The 24,180-nt window shown below is 47.1% G+C and carries 20 protein-coding genes and 2 pseudogenes; 19 read left to right on the top strand and 3 right to left on the bottom strand.

What is annotated here, in order from left to right; all coding sequences use genetic code 11:
* Positions 1–22: 22 nt before the first annotated feature.
* Genes GI364_RS08815 through GI364_RS08825 form a run of 3 tightly spaced genes read left to right on the top strand, consistent with a single transcriptional unit; the run spans position 23 to position 3,318 of the window.
* Entirely contained in the window at positions 23–907 is an 885-nt protein-coding gene (locus GI364_RS08815) for a fumarylacetoacetate hydrolase family protein (RefSeq protein WP_198853242.1), read from the top strand.
* Positions 908–920: 13 nt separating this feature from the next.
* Positions 921–1,670: an SDR family NAD(P)-dependent oxidoreductase gene (locus GI364_RS08820; RefSeq protein WP_198853243.1), complete on the top strand. Its 750-nt coding sequence runs from the start codon at positions 921–923 to the stop codon at positions 1,668–1,670.
* 19 nt (positions 1,671–1,689) lie between these two features.
* Positions 1,690–3,318: an FAD-dependent monooxygenase gene (locus GI364_RS08825; protein ID WP_198853244.1), complete on the top strand. Its 1,629-nt coding sequence runs from the start codon at positions 1,690–1,692 to the stop codon at positions 3,316–3,318.
* A 240-nt stretch (positions 3,319–3,558) separates the two neighbouring features.
* Here the strand turns inward: GI364_RS08825 and GI364_RS08830 are convergent, their stop codons facing one another.
* A complete protein-coding gene (locus tag GI364_RS08830; RefSeq protein WP_198853245.1) occupies positions 3,559–4,689 on the bottom strand; it encodes an aminotransferase class V-fold PLP-dependent enzyme in 1,131 nt (376 codons plus the stop codon).
* Between the two features lie 13 nt (positions 4,690–4,702).
* Entirely contained in the window at positions 4,703–6,106 is a 1,404-nt protein-coding gene (locus GI364_RS08835; RefSeq protein ID WP_198853246.1) for an amino acid permease, read from the bottom strand.
* An 87-nt stretch (positions 6,107–6,193) separates the two neighbouring features.
* Here GI364_RS08835 and GI364_RS08840 point away from each other — a divergent pair, with 87 nt between their 5' ends.
* From GI364_RS08840 to GI364_RS08860, 5 genes and pseudogenes are all read left to right on the top strand, one after another.
* Positions 6,194–6,922 (top strand): Crp/Fnr family transcriptional regulator, encoded by a 729-nt coding sequence (locus GI364_RS08840; RefSeq protein ID WP_198853247.1) that lies wholly within the window; start codon positions 6,194–6,196, stop codon positions 6,920–6,922.
* Positions 6,923–7,250: 328 nt separating this feature from the next.
* Positions 7,251–7,430, top strand: coding sequence for a hypothetical protein (locus GI364_RS08845; RefSeq protein WP_198853248.1), 180 nt, complete (start codon positions 7,251–7,253; stop codon positions 7,428–7,430).
* 32 nt (positions 7,431–7,462) lie between these two features.
* Positions 7,463–8,446, top strand: a pseudogene (locus GI364_RS08850) (family 43 glycosylhydrolase); the annotation flags it as partial.
* 333 nt (positions 8,447–8,779) lie between these two features.
* Positions 8,780–9,316, top strand: a complete 537-nt coding sequence (locus GI364_RS08855; RefSeq protein WP_198853249.1) for an RNA polymerase sigma factor — start codon at positions 8,780–8,782, stop codon at positions 9,314–9,316.
* Entirely contained in the window at positions 9,313–10,482 is a 1,170-nt protein-coding gene (locus GI364_RS08860; RefSeq protein WP_198853250.1) for a hypothetical protein, read from the top strand. The genes GI364_RS08855 and GI364_RS08860 overlap by 4 nt, the downstream gene beginning before the upstream one ends.
* A 112-nt stretch (positions 10,483–10,594) precedes the next feature.
* Here the strand turns inward: GI364_RS08860 and GI364_RS08865 are convergent, their stop codons facing one another.
* Positions 10,595–11,494 (bottom strand): MFS transporter, encoded by a 900-nt coding sequence (locus tag GI364_RS08865; protein ID WP_233096075.1) that lies wholly within the window; start codon positions 11,492–11,494, stop codon positions 10,595–10,597.
* A 1,090-nt stretch (positions 11,495–12,584) separates the two neighbouring features.
* On the opposite strand from GI364_RS08865, the gene GI364_RS08870 reads away from it, so the two are divergent.
* The 11 genes and pseudogenes from GI364_RS08870 (at position 12,585) to GI364_RS08920 (ending at position 24,138) form a co-directional block, all read left to right on the top strand.
* Positions 12,585–13,664, top strand: coding sequence for an ROK family protein (locus GI364_RS08870; RefSeq protein WP_198853252.1), 1,080 nt, complete (start codon positions 12,585–12,587; stop codon positions 13,662–13,664).
* Positions 13,665–13,784: 120 nt separating this feature from the next.
* Positions 13,785–15,146, top strand: coding sequence for an extracellular solute-binding protein (locus GI364_RS08875; protein ID WP_198853253.1), 1,362 nt, complete (start codon positions 13,785–13,787; stop codon positions 15,144–15,146).
* 157 nt (positions 15,147–15,303) lie between these two features.
* On the top strand, positions 15,304–16,227 hold the full coding sequence (locus GI364_RS08880; protein ID WP_198853254.1) for a carbohydrate ABC transporter permease: 924 nt from the start codon (positions 15,304–15,306) through the stop codon (positions 16,225–16,227).
* A 2-nt stretch (positions 16,228–16,229) separates the two neighbouring features.
* Positions 16,230–17,075: a carbohydrate ABC transporter permease gene (locus tag GI364_RS08885; RefSeq protein ID WP_198853255.1), complete on the top strand. Its 846-nt coding sequence runs from the start codon at positions 16,230–16,232 to the stop codon at positions 17,073–17,075.
* 77 nt (positions 17,076–17,152) lie between these two features.
* Positions 17,153–17,902 carry a sugar phosphate isomerase/epimerase family protein gene (locus GI364_RS08890; RefSeq protein ID WP_198853256.1) on the top strand — a complete coding sequence of 250 codons (750 nt, stop codon included), beginning with the start codon at positions 17,153–17,155 and terminating at the stop codon, positions 17,900–17,902.
* Between the two features lie 45 nt (positions 17,903–17,947).
* Positions 17,948–19,012 (top strand): Gfo/Idh/MocA family protein, encoded by a 1,065-nt coding sequence (locus tag GI364_RS08895; protein ID WP_198853257.1) that lies wholly within the window; start codon positions 17,948–17,950, stop codon positions 19,010–19,012.
* A gap of 31 nt (positions 19,013–19,043) precedes the next feature.
* Complete coding sequence (locus GI364_RS08900; RefSeq protein WP_198853258.1) at positions 19,044–19,889, top strand: sugar phosphate isomerase/epimerase family protein; 846 nt, start codon at positions 19,044–19,046, stop codon at positions 19,887–19,889.
* 176 nt (positions 19,890–20,065) lie between these two features.
* Positions 20,066–20,812: pseudogene (locus tag GI364_RS08910) on the top strand (DUF3427 domain-containing protein); the annotation flags it as partial.
* 35 nt (positions 20,813–20,847) lie between these two features.
* On the top strand, positions 20,848–20,973 hold the full coding sequence (locus tag GI364_RS25120) for a nucleoside triphosphate pyrophosphohydrolase family protein (protein ID WP_255524620.1): 126 nt from the start codon (positions 20,848–20,850) through the stop codon (positions 20,971–20,973).
* The gene (locus tag GI364_RS08915) at positions 20,966–23,410 is read left to right on the top strand and encodes a DEAD/DEAH box helicase family protein (RefSeq protein WP_198853259.1); all 2,445 of its coding nucleotides are present in this window, start codon (positions 20,966–20,968) and stop codon (positions 23,408–23,410) included. Before GI364_RS25120 ends, GI364_RS08915 begins: the two co-directional genes overlap by 8 nt.
* 128 nt (positions 23,411–23,538) lie before the next feature.
* Positions 23,539–24,138: a restriction endonuclease gene (locus GI364_RS08920; protein ID WP_233096077.1), complete on the top strand. Its 600-nt coding sequence runs from the start codon at positions 23,539–23,541 to the stop codon at positions 24,136–24,138.
* Positions 24,139–24,180: the final 42 nt, after the last annotated feature.

A 24,180-nucleotide genomic window follows, 5' to 3' on the forward strand; every position in this document is an offset into this window, starting at 1 on the left:
GTGAACGATGGAGTGATGCGTTGTGAGATTCGTCTCTTATCAAAACGACTTAGGTGTACGTGTAGGCCTTGTAAGTAATGAGCAAGTACTTGATATAACTGATGATGTTGGCTCAATAATGGACCTTATCGAACAGCCGAAGTTGCTGCCCCAACTAAATGACCTTAAAGAGAACAGCTCTGATGCTGTTTGGGAATCGTTGAATGGATTAAAACTATTATGTCCAATTCATGAACCGCGGCGAAATATCTTTTGTGTCGGATGGAACTATATGGAGCATTACAACGAAGGTGTAGGCAAGAGGAAGGAGTTAGAAAGAGAACTCCCGACAGTTCCAACTTTTTTTACGAAAGCTACCTGTGCGGCGATAGGTCCTTATAGTGAAATTCCCTATGACCCTCGGATCAGCGATAACTATGATTACGAAGGTGAATTAGCAGTAGTGATAGGGAAAAGAGGAAGAAACATCGAGGAATCAGAGGCGATGACGTATGTATTTGGATACATGGTTGCGAATGACATATCTGCACGTGATCTGCAACGGTTGCATGGCGGACAGTGGTTTAAGGGAAAGGCTCTAGACTATACCGCACCTATGGGACCTGGGCTTATTACCGCTGACGAAATTCCAAACCCGCAACAGCTAGATATTCAACTGTATTTAAATGGGGAGTTAATGCAGTCTTCCAATACCCGGTACATGATTTTTTCAATACCTCGTCTGATTGCCGAGTTGTCCCGTGGGTTAACACTATTGCCGGGAGACATTCTTCTAACAGGTACCCCGGAAGGTGTGGGGTGGACGAGAACGCCACCAGTCTTCCTGAGAGACGGGGATGAAGTCAAGGTTACTGTTCAGAATGTTGGTACGATTATAAATAAAATGACCGTAGTCTCCGGTAGATAGGAGGTGACTCTTCGTGAATGTGAATTATGATTTATCAGATGAAGTATTGGTGATTACGGGAGGAGCAAGCGGTATAGGTGCAGGGCTCGCGCAGGCCTACGCCAAAGTCGGCGGAACTGCTGTGGTCTTGGATGTCAACAAGGACCTGCTTCGAGCCATTGGGCAGGTTGATACCGGTAGCGGAAGTATCCAGCCGATTTATTGCGACGTTGGGAATTCTGCGGAGGTCACCGATGTCTTTGCTTCTATCAAGACACAATATGGCCGCGTTGACGGTCTGGTGCTAAGTGCCGCGATTCAACCGCGATCAGAAGTGGAACATATGTCGGATGAGGAATGGCACCGTGTAATTGAAGTAAATCTAAATAGTGCTATGTATTGCAGCCGAGCAGTAGTCCCCGTAATGAAAGAACAAAGAAGCGGGTCCATCGTAACTTTCTCGTCAGGGTTAGCTTCACAAGGTTGGGCGACAGCCTCTGCATATGCCACTACGAAAGCTGGGCTCATTACATTTGCCCGCTCCTTGGCCCGTGAACTCCTGTCCCACAGGATTCGAGTAAATGCTTTAGCACCGGGGGTAACGGATAGTCCTCTGTTCACAGGCCCAAACACAGAGGAAGAACAAAGCTTTTTTCGTCAGAAAGTAGGTTCTGTAGGTACGGTAGAAGATGTAGTGAAGCTCCTTTTGTTTTTGGTGTCTGATGCATCTTCAAGTTTGACGGGTTCCTTAATTAATAGGGAATTCATATTTCCTGACAGTTAGGGAAAGGTGGAACAATGGCATGACAAACCGCAGACCGGTGATTATTGTTGGAGCTGGGCCAGTTGGCCTCACCACAGCCTTAGAATTTGCCAAGCTCAATATACCTTTTGTTGTGGTAGAAGAAGACGCAACGGTCTCGACGCTACCTAAGGCGGGAACGCTCATGCCGAGAACACTTGAGATATTCGACAATATTGGCGTGGTTACTCCTGTGTTGGAGGCGGGACTGCGTTTTGACGAAATTCATTTTGTTGAGAGAAGTTCAGATAAGGTACTGGTCCATGTAGATATGCATTTATTGCGAGACATTACCGCATTTCCGTTTGTTTTGAATCTACCGCAGCATGAGTTAGAGCCAATTCTTTTAGATGCGGTTTTAAAGTCTGGAATGGGTACGGTTTTATTCAATCATAAATTGGTTGATTTCTCACAAGATGCCTCAGGGTGTTACGTAACCGTTGAAACGGAGCACGGACAAAAAACGCTCGAAGGAGAGTATACAATTGGGTGCGATGGTAGTCACAGCGCCTTGAGAAAACTATTGGGTGTCAAAATGGAGGGGAAGACCTATCCTGAGCGTTTTATGGTCATAGACACTCAAGTTCCACTTGATCAAAGAGAAGGAAGGAAACTCACGTATTTATCGTATGTATTCGATCCGAACGAGTGGATCATCGCTGTTCGACAGCCAAAGTTTTGGAGATTTCTATTTCCGGTACAGGAGGGTGATCCAGACCCCAGCCAAGAAGAAATGGAACGAAAAATTAGAATTGCCGTCGGCAATTTACCAGTGGAATTAGTTGCATCTTCTGTCTATAAAGTGCACCATCGCTGTGCTAACCGTTTTCGGGTAGGAAGAGCGTTTTTAGTTGGGGATGCAGCCCATCTAATTACACCAGTTGGGGGTCTCGGATTAAATACCGGTATCTGTGATGCCGATAATCTCCCTTGGAAAATCAACATGGTCATGACAGGCTTGGCGTCATCAGACCTCTTAGATACGTATGAAGCTGAACGACAGCCCATAGCTCAGTTTAATGCCCAAAATTTAGCGGATCGGAATCGCCGCTATATCATGATGAAAAATCCTGTGAAGCGTTTGATTAGAAATGTCGCCCTACGCTATGTGGAGGGGTCGGAAAAACTGAAATGGCAGACCGCCGCCCAGGGCAGTCTTTTGGCTACAAGTTATAATCCTGTCAAACGAAAGCCAGGCGGTAAGATTTTGGAAGGCGACCGAATTCCTGACGGGCCTCTACTGGACCATAGCGGTGAGTACGTACGCTTATACAACTTAATTGAGAAGGATTTCATCGCATTGACTTTTGCTGATGCGCGTAACCGACCAGTACTGGACAATGACGTCGATGGATTTCGCGCATACCTCATCACTTCCCAAGATGCCACTCATGATACAGAACTGCGGAAAAGGTCTTTTCTGGACCTAGGGGGACGACTGAGGCAACGTCTCGGTGCCCAACCGGGAGAAGTGTATCTCGTTCGCCCGGACGGGTACGTTGCCAAAGTATTTGCGGGAAATCAAAAGACTGCGTTAGAGGTATTCTATGAAGTGCTAGGAGAGCCTGACGGCTGGCTAAAGCCAAACGTGAATTGGACGAAACCCGCCGATGAGAGGGACTTTGGTTAGATTATAGGTTGATGATAGGTGGTTTGATTAGGCATGAGCTGATTCCCTTAGCTTTCCAGTGAACAGCTCGAGACAAGGATTGACTTCCTTTCAGTAGTGAATATTGCGGCTTATAGTAAGGTATTTGGTGGCGACAGACACCAGCAGGGTGCCTGTCGCTCTAGACAAAGCCAGGGATGAAATTCTTTCTGTATATGGAGAAACAATGATCTGAAGGTAACCTGACGAAATGGTTGCCGGTTAAAGTTTTGTCCACTCCAAGACGGCGTCTAAGGCAGAATCGATGTCTGCTTCTTTTGAATAAAAGTGGGGTGCCAGTCGAATTACATCACCCCGAGCAGATGCAATAATGTTCTTGCGCATTAAAAACGTTTCCACATCATGTGAATCTGACACGCGAATAGCAGTACTTGCTCCTTTATGAGGAATCGTCTCAGGACTGGCCAGATTTAGTCCCCGCGCTTTTACACCGGCAACAGTGTGGGCGGATAATTCATCAATACGCTGTTCAATGCGCTTTAGACCGACTTCATAAATCAAGTCCATACCGCCGCGGGCGGCGAAGGCTGCTAGTACCGGTGGAGTACCTGTATTGAAGCGACGAGCACCTTCTCCATAGTCGAAATGGGTGCTGTCGAAGTAGAAGGGGTTCACCCGAGCAAACCAACCGGTCATCGTTGGTTCAAGCTGTTCTGCCACGCTTTTACGGACATAAATGAACGCTATGCCCGGAATTCCAAGCAAGTATTTTAGATTCCCTGTGACGAGAATATCAATATCTAGTTCCTTTACATTGATGTCACACGTGCCCATGGATTGGTACGCATCGACAAAAAGCAGCGAGTCATGGGCATGTGCAAACTTTGCAAGCTCCTTTAAGTTTTGTTTGGCGCCGTTGTAGTATGCTACATGATGTACCGATAGTAATGCAGTCGTGGGGCGCATTACAGATTCGAACAGAGCAGGAGTATAGAATCCATCATCACTGTTAACAAAGTCCAGGGCAATACGGTTTCGGTGTTGATGGGCATGCCACACATGTCCAACAGTTGGGAATTCCCCGACAGTAGTAATGACATGGTTTTTTTCATCGTGGGGCAATGTGCTTGCAATCATAGACGTGGCATCGGACACCGAATTTACCACGCCAATTTCTGATATGTCAGCGTGGATGAGGCGGGCAAATGATGCTTTAGCCCGCTCTACGCCCTCCATCCAAAAACTCCAGTCCATCCCGACTGTACGCCAGTTGTCGAGATATTCCTGCATCGCATTCATAACTGCAACGGACTGGGGTGCCTGAGAGCAGTTACCTAGGTGAACTTTCTCTTCAAGAATTGGGAATTGATTTCGGTATTCTTGCAGTTTCATAGAATGTTCCTCCTTAGTTTATGTCTGCTGATGTGTCGTTCGAAGCGGAGGGGGATTTCCTGCCCCACATAAAATAGTACACGATGCCACAGAGCAGGATAAACGGTGCACCGAAGTACCAGGCTGCTACCCAGTTCGAATCGGTTAGCATCGTTAGGAGAATAGCAATAAGCAGAACGGCTCCAACGATAGGGACCACAGGAAACAGGGGAGCCTTAAATGGCAGTTCCCAGTCTTTGGTGAGTGGACGGAAACGAAGGAAGGTGAGAAAAATCATGATCCATACAAAGATACCACCAAATATCGCAATGCCAAATAGGTCGTTAAACGCTTTTGGGGTCAGAACATTAAGGATAATCGCCACAAGTAAGCCGGCACTAGACAGCAGTAATGCCGGTATAGGTACTCCTGATTTATTGATATGCCCAAGTCTTTTAGGTGCGTAGCCTCCACGTGATAATGAAAAGATCATTCTGGTACACAAGTAGAGGTTCGTATTCATACTTGACAGAGCTGCAGTAAGTACGACAAAGTTCATAATGCCGGCTGCGGCAGGAATACCTATCTTTGCAAATACGAGCACAAATGGACTTTCAGTAATGAGTTTGGCACCCGTCTGAGTCCACGGGACGACGGCGAGCATCACGACTAAAGACAGCAGGTAGAACAATACGAGTCGTACAACCATCGCACGCATGGACCGCGGGATCGCTTTTGCTGGCTCCTTGGCTTCTCCTGACGTTACTGCTACGACTTCGACGCCGTAAAAGCTGAAGATAGCCATCAACACTGCCATCCAAACACCGTGGAACCCATTTGGCATGAACCCTTTGTGACTGGTAAAGTTAGAAAATCCAGTTGCTGCAGTTCCGATACCAAAGATTATCGCAAGACCGAGAACGATAAAGAGAACGATAGCGACAACCTTAATCATGGCAAACCAATACTCAAACCTTCCAAAATTACCTACAGACCTTGCGTTAACGTAGACCAGAGCCAACGAAAAGACGAGAATCCACAGCCATTTTGGAATACTAGGGAACCAGTAGTTCATGTAGAGTGCAACAGCCGTTGCTTCGCCGCCAATCGCGATGACTTGAGCCGCCCAGTAAGTGTAACGGACAACAAAACCAGCCCAGTTGCCGAGATACTTCTCTGCATAGACGCCAAAGGATCCTGCTGTAGGATGAGCAACCGCCATTTCTGAGAGACTCAGCATCATCAAAAAGGCAATCAATGCTGCAATCGCAAAGCTGATAATGACTGCAGGTCCAGCGTAACCAATGGCAATACCCGAGCCCATGAACAAACCAGTTCCGATGGCGCCACCGATTGCAATCATAGTCAATTGTCCGGTAGAAAGCTCACGCTTTAGCCCGCTTTCCCGCTGAAATATACTATCGTTTTCTGGATTCATAAATTCTGCACCTCATCTCTTCGTGTTTTTTTACATTAAACAAGTTTAAATTCAGAACAATTAGTCATTTTGACCGGGGGGATTTCGGTGTCCGATTATCATTTTTTACATAATTCCACATGGGTAGAGTCTGTTTCATTTGACTGGAAACCGTATCAGGCTTATGGTCACACGTTGAGCGTCGCCAAACATCAGTATGTCTTTCATGAGGGCGGTCCGGTCGAATATGTGTTTGTTGTTCACTCCGGACGAATTCGCCTGTGTCAGTTGAGTAGTACGGGTGAAGAGAAGACCATTCTTGTTGTTGGTTCCAACAATTTATTTGGAGAAGTCAGTGCTATGCAACAAGATGGCTATATCACATCAGCTGTTGCATCCTGTGACTCTCAATTATTACGGATTCCAGTACAGACTTTTCTATCACTGTTCAGAAGTAATTCAAATTTTTCTGAGTTCATTTGCCAAAGTATGAGTCATAAGTACAAAATACTCTCGTCCCAAGTAACAGCTATTTCATATACATCCGCACAGTATAGAGTTGCACAATACGTTCTCGAGTTAGCACAGAGTTACGGTGAGTCGTTTGAGACTGGTGTTCGAATTTCCATTTCCTTTACTCATCAAGAAATGGCCAACCTTGTTGGGACAACACGTGTGACAGTTGCGCAAATTTTTGGACGGCTGGAGGAACTACATATGTTGATCAAAGATGGTTCATACTTCTATATACCTTCCATTGAAAATTTTCGTCACCTCCTTGACAATCCTAAAGCTTCGCATTCTCACAGTAGCGTGATTAAGAGAGATGCGCTGTAAAGTGTTTTACATATCTCTGTTCATTTAGAATATATAAATAATTCAATTTTCTTACTATACTAACAGTTGAAAATGAAGCGTGTTACCGCTGTTGGAAAGAGATTTGCACTAATCTTAGCCGCGGCAAGGCAGGAGACAGCGTTACCTTTAAAAATCAAAAGAATAAAGTACTCCTTGAGGAATACGGTACAGAAGAGGAAGTCGTTACACAGCGACGTAACACATTTAACAGTGCATTAAATATAACGTCGCGAGAATTTAAACTCATTAGCATCGGAATTCACAAGCAAGTGTCTCATTTGCCTTATCGAGTAGGGGTTGTGGCTTTTTGTGGAACAATCCTGCTATTGGCGAAGTCATGTTTGGGGAAAACATCACGATTTGGAAGGCACAATCCACGAAGGAGCTGGACTACTGGATTACGGCGGGTGAGACTCCCGCTGAAATTTTGGAACAGTATACGGAGACCACCGGTAAGCCTCCGATGATCCCGATGGAACATACTTAGGGAAAAGAACAGGTGACCAGCCTCAATTTGACCCGGGTGTCATGACAGAAGGAGAAAATACATATCTGTACACAGGTTTTTGTGGAATTGGAGATGAAACGAGAAAGGGTCCGATGGCTACGGTACTAGGGCCAGATATGCTTAGTGTCGTAGAAGAACCGGTCTTCATTGCACCAAGTGAACCGTTCAGCAGGGGCAGTGGTTATGAAGGACACGAGTTTTTTGAGGCTCCTTCCATGAGAAAAAGAGGGGACACCTATTATTTCATCTATTCTTCAATTGCCATGCATGAACTCTGTTATGCGACCAGTCATCATCCGACAAAACACTTTGTTTATGGTGGTGTCATTGTAAGTAATAGCGATGTTCAGATTGAAACTTATAAACCAGCCGCGAAACCTATGTATTATGGCGGCAACAATCACGGCAGCATCGTTGAAATTGACGGTGCATGGTACATTTTTTACCATAGGCACACCAATGGGACAAATTTTAGTCGGCAGGGCTGTACTGAACGAATTGAATTCCAGAATGACGGAACCATTCCTCAGGTAGAGATGACATCCTGCGGGTTAAACGAAGGACCACTCGTCGGATCCGGAGAATACCCCGCATATTTAGCATGTAATCTATTCTGTGAGCATGAGGAACTGTATACGGGGACTCACGGGGCGTGGATGGACGGACGATTTCCAAAGATAACTCAGGATGGAAGAGACGGAGATAAAGAGCCAGGCTATATCGCTAATATGAGAGATACTGCGACGGCCGGATTCAAATACTTCAATTGCAATGGGGTTCAGAGAGTCACAATTAGGGTGCGAGGCTATTGCCGCGGGTCTTTCCAAATCAAAACATCATGGAATGGTTCCGTCTTAGGTGAGATACCGGTGGACTTTACGAATGTATGGAAAGCCTATTCTGCGACTATCGCGATTCCAGATGGTATACAGGCACTGTATTTTACATATGCAGGAGTGGGTAATGCCAGTCTGCAATCCTTTTCATTAGAGTAGCCCATCATCTCACTTTAGTATGTTGTGTCCCACAAGCGTTTCTGGCACTGCAATTACAGTTTGGGGCGTCCAATAATCGTAAGGGAACCAAACATTGGTTACTGTTCGACGAACCAGTAATAATGAGGTCCTCAGACGCAGCACGCCGGTCAGCCTTACAAAAGATGAGGTTTCGGACAAATTAAATGACAAACGAGGGCGAAGCGCACAACGAATGTCAAGTTGTGCGCTCTATTGTCTTACAAAATCATGTTTGCTTTGACTTCCAGTAATATTTTAACGTGTCACGTCGTCAACTAATCAGGATGTCTCAAGAGTGCTAGGGGTGTGAGTTTGGATAGAAACAAAGCGATAGAGGAATGGTTTCATCAATTTGCAACTGACATTTATCGTTTTCTTATTTATTTCACGGGGGAAGTTGAAAACGCCGAAGACCTGCTGCAGGAGACTTTTACACGAGCTTATGATAAATTCTATCAGTTTCGACATGACAGTTCCCCAAAGACTTGGCTATTGCAAATTGCTCGCAATTTGGCAATTGATGATGTCAGAAAGTCTGAGCGGAATATGGCTATGGATAAGGAATTTATTGTTCCGGACTTGGTAACTCATGACAAGGGCCCAGAAGAAGCGACTGTTGTGATAGAAACGACTCGATGGGTCTTAAACGCACTCAGTGAAATGAACCCCGACTTTTCTAAAGTCTTGTTAGTGCGAGGAATTCAAGATTTATCGTCAAAGGACAGCGCGAAGATACTTGGATGGTCTGTCGTAAAAGTCAACGTGACTTATCACCGTGCTTTAAAGGCAGCGCAAAAGATATTTTCTCATAGCGAACGACAAGATGAGAAAGCGGGTGTGAATTCATGAGAGACGTTCCAAAGAAAGTTCAGCAGTTTTATGAATATGCAAACCAACTGGAAGTGCCGCAAGACGTAAAAGAGAAACTTCAACGTCATGTAGATTCTTTAACAGAGAATAAGTTTGGGCCAGAGAAAAAATCTGTGCAACCGCGACGACGGCGACGACGCTATGCTAGAGGTTTACTCGTAGGGGCAGTGGCGGTTTTCGCGTTTGTCGGTGTTGTCTCAGTCATTTTGCGGTCGGATAATGAGAAGCAAAATACCGTAGCGAATAAGCCTCCGCAGACATATGATTACAAATCTCTTTTAGGGTTCAATCCTACGGTTTTGGCACATGTGCCGTCAGGATATAAGTTGACGAAAGCCTCAATTTTTGTAACGAAGGGCGTGGAGAAAGACATTGTTCATTCACCCAACGAGCAGAATTTGGATTTTACCGCTCGTTATACTTCAAACTCGGGGAACATTACGTTTTATGAATACAAAGCGCCCAACTGGCCGAAACCCAGTGTTGCAAACGGATATCACAAAATCACTGTAAATGGGAAACAAGATTGGATAAAGGAAAAGAATCTCATCAACTCTACCACTAAGCGAATTGTTCTCTTTCAAAACGGGCTCTATTATTCAGCTGACGCGTTCAATTTCACTCAAAAGCAGTATCTGCAATTTTTTCAGGATTTGACTGTCCCGTACAAGAAAAAACCGAACCAAGTCGTTCAACGATTTTGGGGTATCAATATCATCAAGAATAATCTTCCCTTTCATGCACAGCTGCCGCCTGTTCCGAAGGGATATAAAGTGACGCAGGCAGTAGGATACATTTCTAAGGGTGTCACTAAAAGTGAAGAAAAATTGGGTTACCCGCCCGATGGAACGCGAATGATAGTTAGGTATGATGACAGTAGACAACACAGATCCGTCATACTTTCAGAGTATCTGGGATCTAAAAGTTCTGTACCAAGTGGAAAAAAGGTGAAGATTGGTTCCATCACAGGCAGTTACGTAAAAGCTCCTTCAGGTTCGTCCGCGATGGGGTCAAGCTCATCTGCCTTAGCTTGGTACAACTCTTCTACCCGCGTTGTCACGGCGCTTGAGGGATACCCGGATCTCAGTAAGAGGACGTTGCTCAAGATTGCGAATGGAATCATCGCTGACCACACAAAGGGGTGACACAATACGTCACCCCTCTGATAAGATGTCTATTCTGCGACTCGCTATAAGTAGCCAATGTGTTATAAATTTGGACTGGATTTTCCCAGTGGATGTGTCTCGGTAACTTCTGTCATACCGATATTACCGAAGCGGCGACATTGATTACAGATTGTCCCGCTATTTGATTTTGTAGGATGACTGCCAGTACTGATGCCCCGAAGGCGCCGCCGATTTGCTGCAGAATTCGCGTTGCGCTGCTGGCATGGGGAATCTGTTCTTTACTTAATCCGGTGTACGCTGCTGCCATGACGGGAAGCAGGACGCCGCCAAGTCCCGGACCGCGGACAACGAGGGCAACCGCCAGGAGCACCTCGTTGATGTGAGGGCCGCAGAGGGCAAAGGGCAGTGTCCCGAGCAGGGTGAGGAGGGTTCCAGTGAGGACGACCCACCGTGATCCGATGGTGTCTGTAAGCCTTCCTGCCAAGGAACGGGTCAGGAGCATGCCGACGCCTTGGGGAATCAATAACAATCCGGAAGCGAGCACGCTGTCTCCGCGAACCTGCTGATAATACAGTGGGAGTAATAACATGCCGCCATAGGAAGACAGCCCTGCTAGAAACAAGAGGCCAGAGGATGCGGTAAAGGGGAGGCTCTTAAAAATCCGGATATCTATGACTGGATGATGAGCTTTTCTTAAAACATAGAGACAGAAGACCGTGAGCAGGAAGAGTCCAATAACCATCGGGACGATGACGGAACTGTGAAAGAACCCGTGATTTGAACTGACCTTCGTAAGCCCGTAGACCATCAGCACGATGGCCGGGGATAGCAGGGTTAAACCAACGAGATCGAGCTTTTGTGACGGGTTTGGGGCACCGTCTTTTGGCAAACCCCACACGGCCAGGATGACGGCAACGAAACAGATGGGGATATTGACATAGAAGATCCAGCGCCATTGAAGATAATTCAGAATCACGCCGCCTAACACGGGGCCAAGAATCGGGCCAGGGTCTGCAAATGGCCATCTCATTGCGTAGTCGCTATGGAGATGCCTGGAGGGCATGGCATATGGATGCACATATATATGAGTTGGCATGTGACGAGAACCAACCTAAGATTGTTGATGAGGAACTACATATCTTAGAAAACCTTGAAGCAGATTGGGATGACAACTGATTCCTAGCATGATTCGTCTTCGCCGGAAGGTATTCCAGGAACACATTCTGTCAACGTTATTGAGTGATTTTAACCAGGACCGTTAGCCAGCAATCTGACTGTGCGATTGCCTATGTCCCATAATATGACGGTGTCTGGATGAAGAGACCGTCGATAAAGTAGGTATTGCTGTGATTTTTTAAGGAGGGTGTGCCGGACGGTTTTAGACAAAGGCGCGTTTCAAAGGGTGATTGAAATCATAGAATGCCCAAGAAGTCTATTCTTGAATTGCCATGCATGAACTCTGTTATGCTGCCAGTCATCACCCGACAACACACTTTGTTTATGGCGGTGTCATTGTAACTACTAGCGATGTTCAGATCGATACTTATAAACCAGCCGCGAAATCTACGTATTATGGCGGCAACAATCATGGATGTCAGAAAATACGTCTGCTTTAGTGTGGTACAGCCCTTCTACTCATGTCGTTACGGCACTTAGTGGCTATCCAGGTGTCACTAAGAATCCGCTGTTCGGGTTTGCAAATGCAGTGATCAGCGACTACACGAAGGGGTGATTCGATATGTATCGCCTCTTTCTCATTAGTGTGTATTGGGTCCTATTCAGATTTGGGGCTGTAGATCTTTGCTAGGTTACCGCCACAATTACGAAAATTGATTGATTCTCCCATTCTTGGAGAGCGCCTGGAACCCCTGCATCTGAACTGTACACCTCTCTAAGTCATTAGAGATTCTTCTGCCTCTTACTGAAAGTAGCTCATACATTTCAAACCAAAAGTCTGAATCAAAAGAAAGTTGCGTAAGTATTGTTGACAGCGTTATCATTACCACATATACTTTCTGTTATAAAGAAAGTAAGTTGGTGTTGGTTTGAGATATCGACCGGCTATGTTGAAAAAAATGAATGAATCCAGAATTTTGAACGTCGTAAGAATGCGGGGGGGAATGTCACGAACAGAAATATCAAAAGAACTTGATATTGGATTGCCGACGACCATGAGGATTGTTGATGCGCTTGTTGAGAGAAGATTTCTGAGTGATGTGGGTGTCGGAAATTCGACTGGGGGGAGACCTCCTACAATTGTCGATATTGACCGGAGTTCACTGAAGGTAGTAGGCATCGAGATTGGCAGAAGGACAACCCGGGCTGTATTAACCAATCTCTTAGGGAAAGCTGTCTATGGGCAGACTACAGACATCCGAAGGGTCGACACCCCGGAGAAATTGCTGTCTTTTACTTCGGACTTCCTTTCTGCGGCGGCAGTACCAAAGACGGACATTTTGGGCATTGGGATTGCTGCGCCTGGCCCACTGGATCCGAAACAAGGTAGAATTCTACAGCCTTATAAATTCCCCGTCGCCTTGCAAAATGTGCCGCTTGCCGATGTTGTGAGTAAGCACTTTCAACTGCGTTGCTGCTTGACGAACAACGCTGACGCTGCTGCTTTGTCTGAGGTGTGGTCCCATACGGCAGACTCGCCAGATAGTCTCATATTTGTTTTGGGAGAGCTTGGATTTGGAATGGGTACCGTACTCCACGGGCAAGTCTGGAATGGACACTCTAATGTTTCGGGAGAACTCTCCCACATTGTAGTGAACCGCCACGGCAGGAAATGTTCCTGCGGCAAGGTAGGCTGTGTAGATGCTTACAGTTCACTTTCCGTCATGGAGCAGCGCGTATCAGAAAAATTGCAGGAAGATATACCCTTTGAAGAGATTATCTCGAGGGCAGAGAGAGGAGCAGATCCGGAGGGTTCTGTAGTCAGAGAAGCTTTGGAGGTATTGGAAACCGGTATTTTAAATGCGGCCGCCGTGGTTGATCCGCAGTCGATAGTACTGGGCGGTAAGTTTTGGATAGACATCGAACAGTACGCACCTGGTTTATTCAGCGGGACAGTAAACGCGTTGAGTGAATGGGCCGGAGCATCAGTTTCGATGACCAGAAGAGGTATTCAGGCCGTGTCCCTTGGTGCAGCTACTTTAGTCTTGCAAGATGTTTATGATCATACCAACGCGGTGAAATAGGCGTGGCGCTGAAATGAATTGACTGAAATGAATTGGTTGAAATGAATTGTGGGTAAAGGATTAAACTGGCATCTTTGAATCTACATCTTGACTCTTTGATGGAAGCATAAGGGGGAAACGATGAAGATGAAAGTGAGAAACAAGGTTGCTGTTTTGTTCGTACCGATTGTGAGTACTGCGGTGTTAGCCGGCTGTAGTGCGGGGGCATCATCGACAGGAAATGCAGGTAGCAATACCTCTGGTTCTGGCGGTGGTTCGGGGGGCACGATAACCTACTGGGCCTCTCAGGAAGGCGGTTCCATTCCACTTGAGAAGAAGGTGCTGCAAAAAGTCACCGCTAATTTTCAGAAGCAAAGTGGGATAAAGGTTGATTTCCAAATCATAACCTGGGCCAACCTCTGGAATAAGACGTTGACTGCCATCACGAGTGGCAATGGCCCGGATGTCATTGATTTAGGGAACACTTGGGCATCAACTTTTGCGGGAACGGGCGGTTTCGTTCCGCTGTCGGCAAGCAAGATGCAAGAAATTGGAGGAAAATCCAAATTTCTGTCTTCGGCGATGCAAATGACTGGGGTACCGGGGCAGCCGCCAATTGCGGTGCCGTACATGTCTGAAGCCTACAGTCTCTTCTATAATAAGCAGATGTTTAAGAAGGCTGGAATTACAACGCCTCCGCAAACCTGGACACAGTTTGTGAAAGATGGAAAGAAGTTGAATGGAAACGGTGTTTACGGTATGGGGACAGACGGATCGGAAGTAAACGATAATTTTCACTTGTTCTGGATCTTACTCAGACAGCACGGAGGAAAGATTGTAGAGAATGGTAAAGCAGCGCTAAATAGTGCGAAGGCTCAGAAATCTACTCAATTCTTTACTCAACTGATGACAAAATATAAGGTCATGGATCCCGATTCTGCAGCATGGAATGGCAGCCAAATGGTGTCGAACTTTGCGAACGGGAAGATTGCCATGATGTTCGCCCAAGGCAGTGATATTCCTCAAGTCGAAGCGGATGGTATGAAAAAGTCACAGTTTGGCATTGCGACTGTACCTTTGGTGTCTTACGGTCAAACAACGGCTCCGTCTCAAGATAAAATCGCGAGCTTCATCGCCGGTATTGACTTGGGTATTTTAAAGTCTTCAAAGCACCAGTCCGCTGATTTGAAATTCCTGAAATTCATGACGAGTAAACAGACTCAAATTACGTTAAATAAGGCGTACGGCACACTGCCTCCGGTCAAATCGGCAGAGTCTAATTCGGCCTTTCAAACGCCGGCAAACAAGGTGTACTTAAAGACCTTGAAGGACTATGCAGCACCAACTCCCCGGATTAAGAACGAGGGGCAAATGGAGCAGTCCGTAGGAACTCATATGAAGACAATTCTTGCGGCTGCGGCACAGAATAAGCTCACGAGTCAAACCATCGCAGCGCAGTTGAAAAAAGCGAATGCGGAGGTTCAATCGATTCTCGGAAAATAAGAATTCTGGTGTAACGTCTCGTACCTCCAGTACAGCACGTCTGAGCTTCGTGTATGTGGCCAGTGCGGTTCATCTAGTCACATACACGGGCCTATATTTGGAGTGATATTCTCAGGTGAAAACATCGTTACGAACGAGAAGTCTTAAATGAAAGGAGATGGGTAAAATCGCGAGGGGTAATAAGAAAAATACAAATCGGGTAGTTATTTGGTTCATTTTACCCACTATCTTCTTTGAACTGTTGATTCACGTTATACCTATGCTAATTGGGGTCTATATTAGCTTTACTCATTTGACATCACTTACCTTGCTTCACTGGCTTCGAGCTCCTTTTATTGGCTTTGGGAACTATCAGACAGGATTAAGTCCGACCAGCCCCATAGGCGCAACATTTTATTCTTCGTTATTGGTCAGTTTGTCGTATTCGATTCTGACGGTTTTGGCATCAGCCATCATTGGAGTGGGGGGCGCTCTTCTAGTCAACCCGCCGTTTCGCGGTAGAGCAATTTTTCGGGCGCTGTTTTTAATCCCGTATGCTGTCCCTGCCATCGTAGTCGGGATTATCTGGCGTTTCATATTTTCTCGGCAATTCGGATTGGCAAACGGACTTCTTGTGAACATATTTCACATTTTGGGACAACGTCCTTTTTGGTTGATTGGGCCGCACGCATTTGTTGCAATGCTTGTCGCCAACGTATGGAAAACATGGCCTTTCATTTTCCTTGTGTCGCTGGCGGGGTTGCAAACCATTTCCCAGGACTATCTCGAAGCTGCGGAAATAGACGGGGCGGGTGCTTGGCGGCAATTCTCGGCAATTGTACTCCCTGGAATACGTCCTGTTCTCTCCATTGGGGTATTGCTAAGTTTTTTGTGGACCTTCAATGATTTTACAATTCCCTATTCTATGATGGGGTCAAGTCCGCCTACAAGTGCAAATGTACTGCCCCTATCCGTGTACAGTAATGCCTTTCAAAACTGGAATTTCGGCACAGGCGCAGCCATGTCTGTATTGATGATATTGATTTTGGGCCTTATTGCCGTCCTGTTTGATAGACTCTTTAAAGTCGGAAGGAGCGCATAGCCATGAGGCAAAGGTCGACTCGTAAATCCGTGGTACGCTATGTACTGCTGGGTGTCTATACGCTGTTTGTGGTACTTCCATTATATGAAATGCTTGCTGCATCGTTGGAGCCTCTGAAGTACATTATTTCTCCGGCTTTCCATTTCTGGCCAAAGCATGTGAACGTATCAGCCTACTTTCATATGTGGAAGACCATTCCTTTAGCCAGGTATTTTATGAATAGTATCGTTGTTTCAGGTGTTGCAACCCTTCTATCCATTCTCATCGCTCTGTTTGCGTCCTACGCATTCAGCCGGTTTGAATTTAGAGGGAAAACGTCCTTTGGGTGGGTCCTGCTGGCGACTCAGATGTTCCCAGGCATTCTCTTCTTACTGCCTATCTATGTCATGTTCATCTACATTCAATCTCACACGGGTATTCATTTCACTGGAACCTACCAAGGTTTGATTATTACCTATATGACTTTTGCCCTGCCCTTTTCGGTGTGGATGCTGAAGGGCTACTTTGAGGGGATTCCAAAGTCTTTGGACGAGGCTGCCAAAATTGATGGGTCATCGCACCTTCGCATTATCTTTCAAATTCTTTTTCCTCTGGCTCTTCCGGGGATTATAGCAACAGCGGTATTTGCTTTCATCACTGCTTGGAATGAACTCTTATTTGCCACAGTCCTGACGTCGTCGGCTACAAAAACCATTACAATTGGGTTGGAGAGCTATGCGAGTCGAAGTGTGATTCACTGGGGACAACTGATGGCAGCCTCCTTGACTGTAACGATACCCATCGTTGTTGCTTTCTTACTGGTGCAAAAGTATTTCTTGTACGGTTTTGCTGGCAGTGTTAAGGAATAAGTGCGGAGTGGGTGTACTCTAGCATACTAATGTGCCAAAGTAGAGAGCAGAATCATTTTGACAAAGGAGAATGTTTTATGGCAAAACTCGGTCTTCAATTATACACGTTGAGAGACATGATGGAGCAAGATTTCACAGGCGTCTTAAAAAAAGTGTCAGACATCGGATACCAAGGTGTGGAGTTTGCTGGATATGGCGGATTGTCTGCCACGGAACTTCGTAAGGTCATTGATGACCTTGGACTTGAGGGCGTTTCCAGTCATGTGCAACTTCATGAATTGGAAAACAACCTAGACAAGGTCCTGGAGGATGCGCAGGAACTAGGGCTGAGTTATATTGTCTGTCCTGTACTTCCGGAAACTATGAGGGAAGGGGCCGACAACTACCGAAAGTTGGCTGGTCTGTTTGAACAGGTGGGTGACAAAGCCGCACGGGTTGGCATCAAATTTGCATACCACAATCATGCATTTGAGTTTACCGAGTTAGATGGGCAGTTTGCCCTCGATGCGTTGTACGCATGGACTGACCCCAAACTGGTGCAAGCAGAACTGGACATCTATTGGATTGAATATGCCGGACAAAGCGCAGCGCAGTACATCAAGCGCTATGCAGAGCGGACGGAGTTGCTTCATGTAAAAGATATGACTAACGACGATGAAAGGTTTTTTGCGGAAGTAGGCACAGGTCAGCTAGATATTCCAAGTATTCTGAGTGCGGCACAGGCAGCGAAGGTTGAGTGGTATTTGGTAGAGCAGGATATCTCGCGACGCGATCCGCTGGAGAGCATTCAGATAAGCTATCGCTACTTGACTGGCATGGGTCAGTAAAGGACACGCTCGGGAACGACCACACAACAGAATTGAGGGATAGTTATGAGTCGTGACATAAAAATAGGATTGATTGGTGCGGGGAACATCGGGAGTGTACACTTAGACGTCTTTCAACACGTGGATGGTGCATCGATTGCTGCGATTACGGATGCCTATTTGCCTCTGGCAGAACAAAGAGGAGCCGAATACCAACTGCGGGTTCATCAAAGTGTAGAAGGTCTGCTCAATGACGAGTCATTGGATGCGGTCATCATTGGCGTACCGAACAAGTTTCATGCACCCTTGGCTGTTCAGGCGTTACAGGCAGGGAAGCATGTTCTGTTGGAAAAGCCAATGGGTCTCAACGCCGAAGCAGCAAAAGAGATTGTGCGGGCTGAGCGTACATCCGGCAAGGTGCTCATGATTGCCCACCAGATGCGTTGGCAGTCCAATTCCATCGAAGTAAAAAAGCAGATTGAAAAAGGTGCTCTGGGCCACATTTACAGCGCAAAAACGGGCTGGTTTCGCAGAAAGGGAATTCCCGGTTGGGGGACGTGGTTTACTCAGAAGAATGAATCGGGCGGCGGACCTTTGATTGATATCGGGGTACATATGTTGGACCTGGCTCTCTACTTGATGGGCAATCCGAAGCCTGTATCGGTCTTCGGGTCTACCTATGCGGAATTTGGTCCAAAGAAAAAGGGGATAGGGACCTGGGGCACACCAAACTGGGATGGTATTTTTGATGTGGAAGACTTGGCCACGGCACTCATCAAAATGGAAGACGGCAGCAGCTTGACTCTGGATGTCAGTTGGGCTGTACACATGGACACCAGCAACGAGCCTTTTGTTCACTTAATGGGCTCAGAGGGCGGTGCATCCATTCAGGGGAACTCTGCTAAGCTGCTAACGGAACTATACGATAGAGCGGTAGATATTCCCGTTGCTGAACCGAAAGACGATGAAGGAGAGCGGGTTCGCTTAAGTCGTCACTTCGTGGAATGCGTTAGAAACGGCACGCCGCCCATTACGTCCGCGATGACGGGGTTGGCGAATAACCTGGTCTTGGACGCAATTTTTGAATCGTCCGAAACTGGATTGGAAGTCGTATTGGACTGGGAGCTCTAAAATACTCCATGAGAATGCGGGGGGATTTGCAATGATGAAGGGACTTACCAGAGCAGGTGTTGGGGATGTCGGTTCCATTGAAAAATTCATCGAGGAGGCGTCAGAATACGGATTTTCATCTGTTGATGTGAGCGGGAGTGAAATTGAGGAACTCATCAATTCTTTGGGTGCAGCCGGGGCAAAGAAACTTCTCAATGACAAGCATATGGAAATTGGTTCGCTGTCGCTTCCGGTTGAATGGAGAGCGGACGAAGAGACTTTTCGCAACCAATTCAGTTCGCTCGGTGTGATTGCGCAACAGGCTTCAGCTCTAGGGTGCACGGCGTGTTGTACCTATGTTCTACCTTCGACAGATGATAATGCTGCGTCTTTTATGGCTGCAGCAACACGACGGCTGCGGTTGTGTGCACAGGTCCTAGGCATTTACGGGATACGCCTGGGGCTGGAGTTTGTGGGTCCTCATCACCTTCGGACCCAGTGGAAGCATCCATTCATTTGGGACATGGCCAGTACGCTGGAATGGATTGATACGATTCACGAACCCAACGTGGGTCTGCTCCTTGATGCGTATCACTGGTACACCAGCGAGTCGGATGTCAGTGAGATTTTACAACTCAATGCTGCGCAGGTTGTACATGTTCATGTGAATGACGCCCCTCCGATTCCCGTTGCTGAGGTCTTAGACAACAATCGCCTTTATCCTGGTGAGGGTGTCATTCCATTAGTAGATTTTCTGCAGGCACTACAGCGCATTGGCTACAGGGGTGCCGTTGCCCAGGAAGTGCTTACGCCAAAACCGCCGGAATACGAAGCTGCAGTGCTGCTGGAGAAGTCTCGGGAACAAATGACGCATTTGTTCAGCCGTGCGGGATTGTAAAGGAAATGATGTTGTGGAACAAGGGCTCTATGAACAACTGATGAACCGCATGATGCACAGACAATTGAACAGTCTGTCGCCGGCGGAATTTGATATTGGCAAAGACCGCCTGGATGCGGAAGAAGCGAAAAAGTATCTTTCCAGCTACATTGCTTCCGTTACGCGAAAGGTCTACGCTCTTAAGCATTGACTCCAGACTGCTGCTGAAGTTCCTGATTCGCTATATCGAAGAAGGCCGCCAACCGCAGACCTCTGAGGAACAGTTGATGCAAAACATGTTTTATTACACGTTCTATCGCTCCGTTCCTGAGGCAGTGGGCTTCACAAGCATCCAGGAGGCTGTGGAATTTATTCTGGCATCTAAGGAGTTTCGTAGTGAACTCCTTGCTATCCTGAAGTATAACGACAGTCATCTCAGTTTCGTTGCGAAGAGAAACGAATTTCCATTTCCGTGTCCGCTGGAATTGCACTGCAGGTATTCGGTAGACCAAGTGTTAGCTGGCATGGGATTCTGGGATGGGAACAAGGCACGTCCGTTTCGGGAGGGCGTACTCTATCTGGAGAATAGGGATACAGACATCTTCTTTATCACGCTGAATAAATCGGAAAAGGATTTCTCCCCATCCACACTCTACGAAGACTACGCAATAAACGAACGACTGTTCCATTTGCAAACACAGGCGCGGACATCTGCCGCCTCGCCTACGGCACAGCGGTATATCCATCATCATGAGAGAGGCAGTCACATCGCGCTCTTTGTGAGAGAATTCAAGAAAGAAAGCGGTGTGACTTCACCCTACACATTTCTCGGTGAGGCGGACTATGTTCGGCACGAGGGAAGCAAACCGGTCAGCTTTGTGTGGCGTCTGAGAGAAGAGATGCCGGCGGCCTTGGTGCCCGCAGCAAACAAGGGCATTGTCTAGCTGTACATGGGAACCATCAAGAGGAGGTAGGACTGGTGACTGTCTACAATAAACTGGCACGTGACAAAGTCCCCGAAATCATCGGTCAGGACGGAAAAGCGCTATTGTCGAGGATGCTTGACTACAATAAGTACGTCGAGGCGCAGCAAGGGAATGAGTGATATCAAAATCATCACGAGCAACCTGGCGAACGAGATTATACCCGCCCTATCCGCCTCCAATTCCGTCTACATGGTGGTTTCCTTTGCCATGGCATCCGGCGTCAGAATGCTGATGCCGTCCTTGCGTTCTGCCGCGACGCGTGGGGCAGATGTAAAAATTCTCACGGGTGACTATCTCTACGTGACTGAACCAGCAGCGCTGTCGATGTTACTTCATCTCGGAGATTCAATTGAAATTCGTCTATGGCACAGCCACGGCAGAGCCTTTCACCCCAAGGCCTACCTCATCGGTGTGGGCAGTGAGGAGACCACGGTGATTGTGGGGTCTTCAAATTTATCGAAATCAGCGCTAACCACAGGCGTTGAATGGAATCTTGCTCTCAGTTCAAAAGCGGCTCCCGACACCGTGGAGCAAGCCTACCAGGAATTTATGCGATTGTTCTATCACGAACAGACAGTACCCGTCAATCAGCAGACGATGCGCGAGTATGAGATAGAGTACAGTAAATACTATGCACGCCCCAACACAGGTGAAAATCCGTGGACCGATCCCGAAGAGAAGGTATCTGATGGAGTCCAGACCGCAGGACCCGACATGGTTCACGAAACACCGTCTGCGTATACCTCAATCACCGCCAATACGGCTCAAGTCGACGCGTTGGACGAGATCCACAGGCTAATTGACGACGGTTATGACAGAGCCATGGTGGTCATGGCGACGGGGCTTGGCAAGACCTATCTTGCAGCATTTCTGGCACAAGAGTATAAACGTGTTTTGTTCATTGCTCATCGGGAAGAATTGCTGCTCCAAGCCGAGCGATCCTTTAGAAGTGTGCTCCCCAACCGAAGCATGGGGATATTCAATGGTGTACAAAAGGACGCTGACGCAGACTGTGTATTCGCCTCGATTTTTACGTTGGCCATGGCCCGGCACCGTCAACGCTTTCGACCTGACGACTTCGACTTAATCGTTGTCGACGAGTTTCACCATGCTGCCGCCAAGTCATACCAAACTCTATTAAACTTCTTTCAACCGGCTTTCCTGCTAGGTTTAACGGCAACGCCCGACAGGGCCGATGGGAAGGATATTTATGCGCTGTGTGACGGAAACGTTGCCTACCAGATGGGCTTTATTGAGGCCATCCAGAACGGTTGGCTGTCTCCCTTTCAGTATTTCGGTGTCTATGATGAATCGGACTATTCTAAAGTGACGTGGCTTGGTACCCGCTATGATGAGGAGGAACTGGCTGCCATCCAATTGCGTGACAACGCAGCAAAAGCGGTTTATGGTGCCTGGGCACAACACAGGCAAACGCGGACCCTTGCGTTTTGTTCATCGATTCGGCAGGCCAATTTGCTCGCTTCGCACTTTACCAAACGGGGTGTTCGCAGCCTCAGCTTACATTCACACACAAGTGGCGTGTCGCGCCAGCAGGCAACCCAAAGTCTTGCTGCAGGAGAAATCGAGATTGTTTTCACCGTCGATCTCTTTAACGAAGGTGTGGACATTCCGAAAGTTGACACGTTGTTGTTTGTCAGACCGACGGAGTCACTGACTGTGTTCACTCAGCAAATTGGCCGCGGACTGCGGCTGCATCGGGACAAGTCTCACTGCACCATTATCGATTTAATTGGGAACTACAGAAATGCAGACGTAAAGCTGGGGGTCTTCCAGGAAGTCAATGCTTGGACTGATGCAGACCGCAAAAGTGTCCTTTCGATTCCGGTGCCACCGAGGAATTGTGAGTTTCACCTCGACCCTCAAGTGATTGACCTTATCAGGGAAATGAGTGGGAAACGCCGTCCACGCAAGGAACGTCTCTTTGGAAACTATCGAGAGGTGAAACGTGTCTTAGGCCACAGACCGTCATACCTTGAACTCCACTTACACGGCAGTTCGGATGTGAAGGCGTACAGACAAGAGTTCGGTAGTTATGTCGGGTTTTTGGAGTGGGCCGATGAACTCTCAGACGACGAACAGACCGTATTTCAAGACTATCAGCCCTGGCTCAGAGAAGTGGAGAGCACGGTCATGACAAAGAGCTATAAGATGATTGTTCTGCTAGCAATGCTGCATAGGGGCACAGAGCAGTGGACAGAGCCGGTGGCACCTATTGATGTTGCACCGTTTTTTCACCAGTATCTGATGGATAAAGAATATCGGAAGCGACTCGACTTCTCCGAGAAGACCTTAAAGCTGTTGTGGGACTATGACGAATCTGGTGTGAGCCGCTTGATTGCCACCATGCCAATGGCAAAGTGGGCTCGGTCATCTAAAGGCCTTGTGACATTCGAGGGCGGCATTTTCCGACTTGCGTTTGAGGTTAAGTCCGACGACCGTCTTCTGCTGCACAAGTGGACATTGCAAGTCTGCGAGTATCGCCTGCACTGGTATTTTGAGCGCAAGGCGCAACTGTCACGCAAGAGCAAAGGGTAGTTGTTTTGAGGAGCGATGCTTCTTCGACTCTATCCATTTCAATAAATCTTTTCATAGAAAGGATATATTTAACTTCACGTCGAATATTGTCAAGAGTACATATACTAGAGAGTAAAGGACAGATGATATTGGCTCGACGTAAGAAAGATGATGGACTGGAGTTAGCATGGCAGGGACTTGTTGTATTTCCTGCAGGAATGGGATTTTTGTTTGCTTTTTGGCTGTCGCATTATTCCGTGGTAGCTGGTATCATTTGGGGACTTGTCCTTGGAGGCATTGGTCTGATAATAATCATTGTCTATCAGTCTATGCAGGAAGCACGGTTGAAGCGTTCTGGCATTCTTGAAGTTGACAAGATGACCGGGAGGACGTTTGAGAATTATTTAGGGCATCTCTTTCGCAGCCAGGGCTACAGGGTCAAGGTAACAAGGGAATCCGGAGACTATGGAGCAGATTTGGTTCTCGAAAAAAACGGCTCAAAGATTGTGGTGCAGGCAAAGAGGTATCAAAAAAACGTTTCGATTAAGGCCGTCCAGGAGGTTCAGGCTTCTCTTGCGTACTACGGAGCTCAACAGGGGTGGGTCGTTACGAACAGCGGCTTTACGGCTTCCGCAGTCAACCTGGCGAGGTCAAACGGCATTAGACTTGTTGGTCGCAAGGAACTGATGAATCTCATGTTGACTCTGAATGACAAGAGCGACGCCAAGAAACAGAGTGCTAGAATATGAGACAACTCTGAATCCTAAGATGGCTTTTGCATGACTCTCGCA

Origin of the sequence: Alicyclobacillus sp. SO9 (genome assembly GCF_016406125.1) — a bacterium.
GTDB lineage: Bacteria > Bacillota > Bacilli > Alicyclobacillales > Alicyclobacillaceae > SO9.